General features: G+C 49.7%; 7 protein-coding genes. 2 read left to right on the top strand and 5 right to left on the bottom strand.

From position 1 onward, the window contains the following. Together QZP87_RS01550 and QZP87_RS01545 are read left to right on the top strand one after the other, a co-directional pair. Positions 1-241, top strand: a 241-nt coding sequence (locus QZP87_RS01550) for a serine hydrolase (protein ID WP_291321166.1), incomplete at its 5' end; no start/stop codon positions are given. 48 nt (positions 242-289) lie between these two features. Next, entirely contained in the window at positions 290-1,783 is a 1,494-nt protein-coding gene (locus QZP87_RS01545; protein ID WP_291321165.1) for a serine hydrolase domain-containing protein, read from the top strand. A gap of 284 nt (positions 1,784-2,067) precedes the next feature. Here QZP87_RS01545 and QZP87_RS01540 read toward each other — a convergent pair whose 3' ends face one another. The 5 genes from QZP87_RS01540 to rhuM form a co-directional block, all read right to left on the bottom strand. Then, a complete protein-coding gene (locus tag QZP87_RS01540) occupies positions 2,068-2,871 on the bottom strand; it encodes a hypothetical protein (protein ID WP_291321164.1) in 804 nt (267 codons plus the stop codon). Between the two features lie 954 nt (positions 2,872-3,825). Further along, positions 3,826-4,959 (bottom strand): ATP-binding protein, encoded by a 1,134-nt coding sequence (locus QZP87_RS01535; RefSeq protein WP_291321163.1) that lies wholly within the window; start codon positions 4,957-4,959, stop codon positions 3,826-3,828. Between the two features lie 665 nt (positions 4,960-5,624). Then, positions 5,625-6,248: a hypothetical protein gene (locus QZP87_RS01530; protein WP_291321162.1), complete on the bottom strand. Its 624-nt coding sequence runs from the start codon at positions 6,246-6,248 to the stop codon at positions 5,625-5,627. A gap of 212 nt (positions 6,249-6,460) precedes the next feature. Then, positions 6,461-7,606, bottom strand: a complete 1,146-nt coding sequence (locus QZP87_RS01525; RefSeq protein ID WP_291321161.1) for a DUF697 domain-containing protein — start codon at positions 7,604-7,606, stop codon at positions 6,461-6,463. Positions 7,607-7,928: 322 nt separating this feature from the next. Continuing rightward, positions 7,929-8,631, bottom strand: a 703-nt coding sequence (rhuM, locus tag QZP87_RS01520; RefSeq protein WP_291321160.1) for a RhuM family protein, incomplete at its 5' end; no start/stop codon positions are given.

Raw genomic sequence — 8,631 nt, 5'->3', positions numbered from 1 at the left:
GTATTCTGCATTCAACAAGGGGGTCGGCCTCGGCCTCTTTCAGTACGCAACGCCCGAAGCCGGCCATGGCTGGGGGCATGAAGGCCAGATCGGCGGCTTCGGCAACGTGGCGGCGTATTTTCCGGAACTGGCGACCGGTCTGGCACTTTCAGCCAACGAGGTCAGCGCCGACGTCAACAAGGGCTTGCGGCTACTGGTCTCTGCCCTGGTGCCCCCGGAAATCAATTCCGCTGGAGAGTGAAGTCCCGCCACAGTGCACATCATCCTTTATCCTGGCGAGGAAAAAACTATGCAAAAATCGTTTTATCTTTTCGTTTTTTTCGTCTTCACTCTTGTTCTGTCCACAAGCTGCGGGGGAGGGAGCAACGGAAAGTCCAAAAGCATCGATGCCGTTGAAAATTCTCTCATACCCGCTGTCTACAAAGCCGACGGCGAACCGCCCCTGCTGAATTTGCGAGATCGCATGCGGCATTACAGAGTTCCCGGGGTTGGAATCGCCGTGGTCAACAACGGCGAAATTGAATGGGCCAAAGGATATGGGGTCGTCGAGGCTGGAGGGGCGCATCCGGTCAACGCGAAGACTGTTTTTCAAGCCTGTTCGATCAGCAAGCCTGTTGCGGTGACCGGGATCATGCTGCTTGCCCAGTCCAGAACCCTGGACATCACCCGGAACGTGAACGACTACCTCAAATCCTGGCGACTTCCCGATAATGCCCATACCGTCAGGGAAAAAGCCACCATTGAACGACTGATGTCCCATACAGGTGGCACAGGCGTGGGAGGATTCGCCGGATATGCTTCCGGCGAAGCAATCCCAACGCTTTTGCAAACCCTCCAAGGCCTGTCGCCGGCCAACAACCAGCCCGTAAAAGTCATCCACACGCCGGGAACAAAATGTTCCTATTCAGGCGGAGGAATGGAAGTGCTGCATTTGATGACCCAGGATGTGACCGGGATGCCTTTGCGTGACTACATGCACCGCAATGTGTTCATGCCGTTGGGCATGTCCGACAGCGATTTCGCGCAACCGCTGGCCAGCCCGTTGGCGGCCAACGCGGCCAGCGGCCACGACGTGGACGGGGCCGTCGTGCCGGGAAAATGGCATACCTATCCAGAACTCGTTGCAGCCGGCCTCTGGACGACGCCCTCCGACCTTGGCCGCCTGCTCATTGAAATCATCAACGCGAGCAAAGGGCAGGGGACAATATTGAACAAGGAGACCGCGGACGACATCCTGACCCGGCGGCCTCAGTCGGAATTTGGCCTGGGCTTTCTGGTCGAAACCGGGGTTGACGACCTCATCTTCAAGCATACGGGCGGCAACCATGGATACAGAACAATTTTCATGGGATTGCGCGAACGGGGGCAAGGCGTGGCCGTGATGACGAACGGTGAAAACGGCACTCCGCTCATATACGAAATCGTGAGAAGCGTCGGTCGGGTGTACGGCTGGCCTGACATTGAGGGTGCCGAAAAGGCGGAGCTTGTGGAGGTGCCGTTATCCGTCCTGCGGTCGTATGTCGGGTCGTATATCGGAACCTACAAACCGCAAGGCGAAGAGGCCGTCGAGGGCATCGATTTCCAGGTCTATCTTGAAGGCTCCGGCCTGATGCTCCGGCTTGCCTTTGAAGGCGGGATAGGGCGAATGGACCTCTATCCGGTTTCGCGGGAGACGTTTCTCTTCAGAGGCGACCTTGCGGGCACCCTTGTCTTTGACGTGGATGCCCAAGGCAAGGCAATCGGTTTCAGCATACCCCAGATGAGCGTCACCGCACGGAAATAGCTTCTGGCGTATTTTCTGGATGGCCGTGGCGGTAAAATTCATCCACCTGATTACGAATGACAAGGCAAGGTTCTGCGCTCCGACAATATTGTGCTCGGGGAAATTGATCAGCTTGTGTATGCGCTGTACGGCCTGAGCCGGGAAGAAATCGCCATTGTGGATGCGGCGGGGTGAGGGCAAGGGGCGTTGCCTGATTCAGCTTTTCGTTCCACCGCGGCGACAAAAGAACGCCATGCATGGCACGGGAGTAGATTGTATCTGGCCTTGACGGATTCCACTGGATATTACTTCATTTTTCCGAAAAATTGTAGATCTGGATTGAACGAACGTAATATTGATAGGCCTCTTTCGTAATATGCAGCATTATTCCGTATTTCACGCAAGGCGTCCAGGGTTATCTTTCCGTTTTCACTATTCGTATGTACCTGGGCCGAGGCTTTGGTTAAAGTAATTCTTTTGGTTAACGCTTTACTGAATATGCAATCAAGTATACCGCATAACAGGTAAGACTTGTGAAGTGAAAGCAATGTCGATTTGTCGTTTTGATTGGCTGGTACGTAGGCAATTCCTGAAGGAAGGAGGATCATGTTTTCTTCTTCACCTTTCATCATGTATGTCGGATCGTCTTCAATAAGCAATGTATATTGTATTTTTTCATCAGGAACAACGACATTTCGAAGTACTTTTTTGTAATTTCCAAACAAGCTGAACGGCTGATATTGGTCATCATCTTCAACATTTCGAAGGTCGAGACAATGGTGCCGTGAAAATATTTTTATATTTTCCATGATTATATCAGATTCATTACCAAAAGATCGATTCATAAGACTTGAAACAAGTTCGATGTTTCTTTTTTCCAAGCCTGAACTGAAAAAGTATATTGCATGGCATTGATGATGTAGCCACCTGAAAACCTCGTAGAAGCCAGGATAAACAAGATATGTGCACCCCATGGCAACAAGCGTCAACTGCTCCATGCACTGTTCGCCCAGCAAAGTTTTCGCCCTTTGAAGCTCAGTTTCCGGACTTTTTCCAAGCTGCATGTTGACTATTAACTCATCCAGATCAAAAACAATCGTGAACGTCATATTGTCTCCATTGGTGCGTCAGGATGACCGGGCGTTGATACACGAAAAGCATTTTTTTACGGACGTATCTGCTCAAAAAGTCCGGGCTTACTCCACTGTGCAGCCGTTGTGCCGGATGCGGCTATCGCCTTATCCGGCCTACCAAGAATCCTGCAACCACGGCAGTAACGGTTTCGTGTAGGCCGGATAAGCGAAGCGCATCCGGCGTCTTCCCTGCACAAAGCCGTTGCGACAGGCGCTTCTTGTCCCGAAGTCCGCACTCCCAGACGACCACGACCCGCCTGCCCTGGCTTGTCAGGGCCTGTTAATTCTCCGCGTCCCTGGCTGTGTTGCGCTCGAACTTTTTGGCCCAGTATGCTTTGCGCGACCGGGGCATGATGTGCCGGGGTGCCTGTCCCCACCGACAAGAAAGCAAAGATTCTTTAACGACAAACATGTTTGTTTGAAATTTATGCTAAGCGCCTAATAAGCCAGATCAATCAACAAAAATCGTGTCGGAATATAAATTGTGATGTTGATAACAGTTTAGCCCTTTTCTAAGAAAAGCAGGGGGCAGGCATTCCAACCCTTGTATCGTATTGATGTGAGAAAACAGGCTGACAATCCGGGCAAATTATTCAAGGCCTTCCCAATGATGATCATTTATGCGGTCGCCCTCGAATAAGTGAAAGCATGATGTTTCTGGTCTCAGAGACCCTGGCTCAGGTCAGGGCTTTGTCTCCGGTAAGAGAATACATCCTTATCTGATTTATCCAAGGGATAAGAAATAATCCTGGCCTGAGCTGGACACATAATAATAACCCCCTATATGTAATAGTTAACCATACGTAGAGATTATTACGGCCAAAGTTGTGGGTATTGCAAAAATTCAACAATAATGAAGCAACGGGCGGCTATCATCAGCCGGCATGGTATTATGTCTCATGGAATTGACCAGGAACCGTCAGGAGACCATTACATTCTTGCCAGCCACAGGGCGAACATGGGATCGGTCACGCGCCAGACTTCTGTTTGCGCGTCCCGCTCTACCAGGTCCAGGGCTGTGAGCCGCTTCAACCCGCCCTGCACCGCACCGGTGGACCCCAGTTCGTGACGCTGCATGTACAGCAGGGAAAAAACAGCGGCCGTGGGCTCTACGGCCAGACCGCGCAGCAGGGCGATCTGGCGGGGGGCCAAACCCTGCAATTGAGCCTCGTACAGGGGCCGGTCCATTTCCATAAGCTCCTGGACCGATGCCGTCACATGGTCATCCTGAACTGTCCCGCGACAATTTTCAAAAATCAAAAAACACAGCTTCTGGGCGAGATAGGGATGCCCCCTGGTCAGAGAGGCGATGGCTTGGGCCTGGTCCGGATTGCAACGGGCTGACCGGGCTTGAAACCGTTCCTGGATAAATAAGATCAGATCCGGTTCGGGCAGCGCCTTGAGCTCCATGTGCAAAGCGCTTTGATAGAACGGACGGTTCTGGTTCTCGAACATGTCCAGAAGGATGCGCCGCCGACTGCCGATGAAAAAGAAAGAACAGGACAGGCGCTGAATGGATGTGCGCATCAGGGCTTCGATCTGAAACCCGTCAGGCAGCTCTGTGATTTCCTGAAATTCATCAAGGGCCAGATTGACAGGACCGGAAAAGTCCTTGACCACGCTGCCAAGCGATTCCAAGGTCTGTTCCAGCAGTTCCAGTCCCTGGATGCTCTTTCCCGCCGGCTCCACGGTAATCATGACCGAGCCACTTTCGTCGGGCCTGAACACTGGCCTGAAGGTGCGCATCAGGCGGATAGCTTTTTTCATCAAAGGTTCCCGGGGGCTGGTGAAACGGTACAAAGCCGTGGCCAGGCGCCTGGCCACATCATCGGAAGAGGTCACCCCGAAAAAATCGCTGAAAAGAGCTGCTCCGCCCTGATTCATCAATCGATCCTGGACCCTGCGCACCAGAGAGGTCTTGCCGTACCGTCTCGGCCCGTAAAGGACCACGGATACGCCGGAAGAGGCGTGCCTGGACAGGGCGTGCATCTCCGTCTCACGGTTGCAGAACGGGGCAGCCGGAGACAGCTCTCTGAGTGAAAAAGGGTTTGGTTTCTGGTTCATAATCAGTCTCCAGGCATGTTGCTCAAGCAGATAAGTATGCTTTGCTTTACCACAGCTTTTATGATGTAGCAAGATTTATTGCTATAAGACAATAAAAAATTCCGGTCGGGGTGTTCAAGCCTGACCGAACCTTCTTCCAGGCGCTCCTCGTGTACTTCGCGGCGAGTAGTGGAATAGATCGGGAGTATGCCCAGGCTGTCGTGTTATTTTTCAAAAAAGGCGATCCAGATTGCATACATAATGATTGCCAAGGCCAGGATTTCAAGGAAAAACATGGCTGATTCCTGATGACAACTTTTAATGTTGAGTAGATAATTTTGAATTATACGCCCAGTATTCGAGCGACTTGCTCAATTTTGTCCGGGTTCATGGATTTATTCAGCGCGTCCCTTACCTGGCGTTTTCTCTTGAGAAAATTTCATCCCCATCAGGTTGGACATAATACCACTCAGACATATGTCCCAACCTCATGCGGGGGAGCATTACGCGTTTCTGACAACCAGATAAGGGACAGTCCCGAAGCCAGGGACAGTCCCCCTCCGGGCTGTAAGCCTCCGGGCAGGAAGCCGTGCCAAGCCATGATAAACCGCTTTTAACCCCAAAAAAGCTGTGACAAACACATCATTTTTTCAGTTGTCAGAAACGCGTAATGCTCCCTCCCCTTCCTACTGTCTTAGGTCAGCAAGCCAGTTCTTGAGCAGATTCATATTTTCCTTAGCTGTATCTTTGCGGGGTTTGAATGTAATGGCAATACTGCCGGGAAGGCACTGGATATTTTTCAGTTCAATGGATCTGAATATTCTTTTGGCATTTTCTCCAGCGTCTTTAAAATCAACCTTGATCAGCCCATCCTGCACTTCAATGTTGGCCTTTTTTAGAGCAGTCTCCTGCCCGAAAGCAGCCATAAACACCTTGACCATGCTCAGCTTGAACAGGTCAAAATACCCGCCCCGCTGCATTTTCAAATCATAGTCCAGCATCTTCATAAAAATGATCTGTTCATCTTTTGTCCAGATTATTTTCTCAGGTCGAAGCTCAACCTTGAATCCAGCATCCTTAACATGCTTGCTCAGCACACCATTTACAATGAGCTTATCCTGCTCGGCCTGGAAATCAACTTCAGACAGGCCCTTTTCAGACAGCTTGCCCCTGTATCTTTCATCAGCCTGGACAGCCTGATTGATCAGTTTGTCAGAAACATTCAAAGTCCTTTCTTTAAAAAGGAATTCGCTAAAATGGTCCTTGGCGCTTGAAAATTTATCTTGAAATACGGACAACAACTTATTCATGACACCCTCCAGATGTAGTTGTCAGAATAAAATATAGATAATATTTAGCACTTTGCATGTGGCAAGGCATCCGCCCGGAAGGGGACTGTCCCTGGCTTCGGGAATGTCCCCATCCATTTTCAAAAAACTCGTAATGCTCCCGCAGATTACACTGGGGGGCAACAATCTTTCATAATATTGCCCGGCCCCATTCACAGGCCGAGCCTTATAATTTATCCGGCCTGGCTTTTAAGAGTTGATTTAAACGAGGCGGCAATCTCTTCAGCAGAGGGCAACCTGTCAGGATTGCTTTCCATCAGTTTAACCAGAACACTAATATAAGCCATGCCAAACGTGGTTGTCAGGGTCGAGGCTACACCAGCAGCAATCATACCCCCGGCTACCGTGCCGACACCCGGAATAAACTTCATAGCCGAGGCAACCAGAGCTCTGCCTCCAATTGAGCCTGCTACAGCGCTAAAACTGCCGGAAATCAAAGTGTATAAAAAGGCTTTGGAAACGGGCAACCCAAATGCTGAGCTTACCCCAGCCAACATGCCCACTTGAATGGGTGCAAGAAGTGCTGCATCAGAAAAAGGTATCGGGCTTAATGCTACAGTTGCGGCAGATGCGGCAGCACCAGCGACAATCTTTGTTGCCCGCTCTTTTTTATGCTTGATGGAAATTTTCTGGGCCGCAGCCATAGCATTTTTCTGGCCTTCAGGAACCAGATCCATGGTCAGATCGATAAGATCCTCAAGCCCCATAACAGGAATAACATGACCTGAATCAAGCTGCTCTTCCAAAGCCCGAACCCGGATTGCGTTTCTGACCTGGGGAATTATGGAAATAACCTCGTTTTTGAATCCCCTGTCGGACTGGGCCTGAGTAATTACCCCAATAATTGGCACGAAACGGGCCAGTTCGCTGACAAGAGCTATTTCAGCGTCTTCAACCCTCCGTGATCCTTCTGAAATACAAACCCAGGCAATATGAACATGCTTCATTGGATATGTATCACTGTTTCTTTCTGCAATAAAAGCTGCAAGTCCGCCGATGGTCTCCTTGTACTCGGCAATTTCAAGCCCCCTGGTATCAAAAATGCTGACCGGTATTCCTTCTTTGGTGATTTCCCTGGTCTGCGTAGTCACCGGCCTGCCTTGACCTGTCTGTGCAAGATTGCCCTGGAACACTGCATTAATTAGGGTACTCTTGCCTACGCCAGTCTTACCGGCAATAAGAATGTTTACTTTTCCCCTGGACTTCAGAGACTCATTGACCTTGTCATTGATAGCGCTAAAAAGATCACTCTCAATCATCTCCACCTCCTGCGCCGAATTGTTGCTGCCTGCTTGGCCGAATGCTGATACCTGATTCATCATATCCTCCATTTTTTCAGGGAAGATAACAGGCAGGCGCGAAGACGTGAGTTCGTTTGAAATTGAAAAAAGTTTTGGGTGGAAAAAAGTTGAGCTAAAGTACCTTTATCGGTTATCTCTGGCCACAATCATGGGATTGGACGAGCTGTGAGCTGCAGGTCTTGGTATCTTGCACTTCTTTGTTCAATTGATCTATTAGCAGCAAGCCGGAAATCTTATCTTCAACTGGTATTCTGCATCCATTTCCCACGACATACCATTGAATGCCAATGTGCATCAGTTTGTAATTTGAATTTTGTGCCATGGATTTCTTACCTACCGCTTAACCACCGGTTCTATTTGAGGATTCAATCTGTTTAATGGCTTTGTCAAAGTCAGATTCAATGCGCTGGGTTTTGTTGAACTTGTCATACTCAGCAAATGCTTTTGCTTCGGCCTGTTTGCGGGAAACAGAGCCATAACCTTCAAGAATTTTATATTCGTTGAATTCCAGAAAGCGGTTCACACTCTCGGCAAAGCTTTCCATGGTGAAGGTGGTTCGGTTTTCAATGATCCGCTCGATGTAGTCGAAAAATCCGGCAACGGTCCGTTCCAATTTTTTGATCTCATCTTCCTGCAGGTAGTTTTTACCTATGGTGGTATCTGATTTGAGCACACGTCCGTCCGGAGCATTTTTGTAAGTCATCATCCCCATCAGCGGCCTTTCGGCATCGGCTTTGAGATAAATTATTTCTGCGGCAGTATGCCCTGTGATGGCAAAGTGGAACTTATCCTGTACATGTGCATAGAAATACCGTGTGGTTTCAGATTTAGGGTCATAGTCGATACTGCATTCAGCAAAAATATCTGTAATCTGTTGATAGATACGTCGCTCGGAAGCACGGATGGAACGTACACGCTCCAACAACTCACGGAAATAGTCCTTGCCGAAATAACGACCGTTTTTCAGCCGCTCATCATCCATGGCAAAGCCCTTGGTGATGTATTCTTTCAGCAACTTAGTCGCCCAGATGCGGAACTGGGTG

This window comes from Desulfonatronospira sp. (assembly GCA_003563255.1).
Lineage (GTDB): Bacteria > Desulfobacterota > Desulfovibrionia > Desulfovibrionales > Desulfonatronovibrionaceae > Desulfonatronospira.
The sequence above is the reverse complement of the archived record's forward strand: the minus strand, read 5'-3'. Positions and strand labels throughout refer to the sequence as shown.

Bases quoted from the DNA above. Each gene is read 5' to 3' on its own strand.
- QZP87_RS01525 (WP_291321161.1), bottom strand. From the start codon at position 7,606: ATGAATCAGGTATCAGCATTCGGCCAAGCAGGCAGCAACAATTCGGCG.
- QZP87_RS01545 (WP_291321165.1), top strand. From the start codon at position 290: ATGCAAAAATCGTTTTATCTTTTCGTTTTTTTCGTCTTCACTCTTGTT.
- QZP87_RS01530 (WP_291321162.1), bottom strand. From the start codon at position 6,248: ATGAATAAGTTGTTGTCCGTATTTCAAGATAAATTTTCAAGCGCCAAG.
- QZP87_RS01535 (WP_291321163.1), bottom strand. From the start codon at position 4,959: ATGAACCAGAAACCAAACCCTTTTTCACTCAGAGAGCTGTCTCCGGCT.
- QZP87_RS01540 (WP_291321164.1), bottom strand. From the start codon at position 2,871: ATGACGTTCACGATTGTTTTTGATCTGGATGAGTTAATAGTCAACATG.